The organism is Roseateles sp. P5_E1 (assembly GCF_054049335.1).
On sequence record NZ_JBFUMN010000515.1, the window covers coordinates 1 to 509 of the forward strand.

Genomic DNA, 509 nt, shown 5'->3' on the forward strand with positions numbered 1-509 from the left:
GGTGTCCGTCGCGGCCGGGGCGGCAGCGGCCGCGTTGTCCTGCAGCGGCTGGGTGCTGGACGCACCGAGCAGGCCGGTGGCGCCGCCGGTGGGCGCGACCAGCGGCAACTCGCGGGTTTCGAACTGRCCATCCGACGGCGCGGCAGGCGCACTGATCGGCACGCTGGCCACGCCACTGTCAGGCGCAGGGCCTTTGACCAGCATGGGCAGGAAGATCACAGCCAAGGCCACCAGAACGATGGCACCAATCAGTCGCTGTTTCAGAGGAGTATCCACGGAAGGCAGGCAGGGGCGGCGCGGCGGAATGCCACGGCGATTATACGGGTGTCCGCGTGAGCGGCGTCTGTTGCGGCTGAACGGCCGCAGCGGGGTGGCGGGCGCGGGTCAGCCGGCAGCGTCCAGCCATTGCAGCGCCTGTGCAGCGGTATGGAACGAACCGAACGCGAGCACGCGGTCACCGGCTGCAGCATCGGCGACGGCCGCACCCAGCGCATCGGCCACGGTGGCGT

General features: G+C 70.9%; 1 pseudogene. It reads right to left on the minus strand.

From position 1 onward, the window contains the following. Positions 1-276, minus strand: a pseudogene (locus ACXJKJ_RS32390) (hypothetical protein); the annotation flags it as partial. Positions 277-509 lie beyond the last annotated feature (233 nt).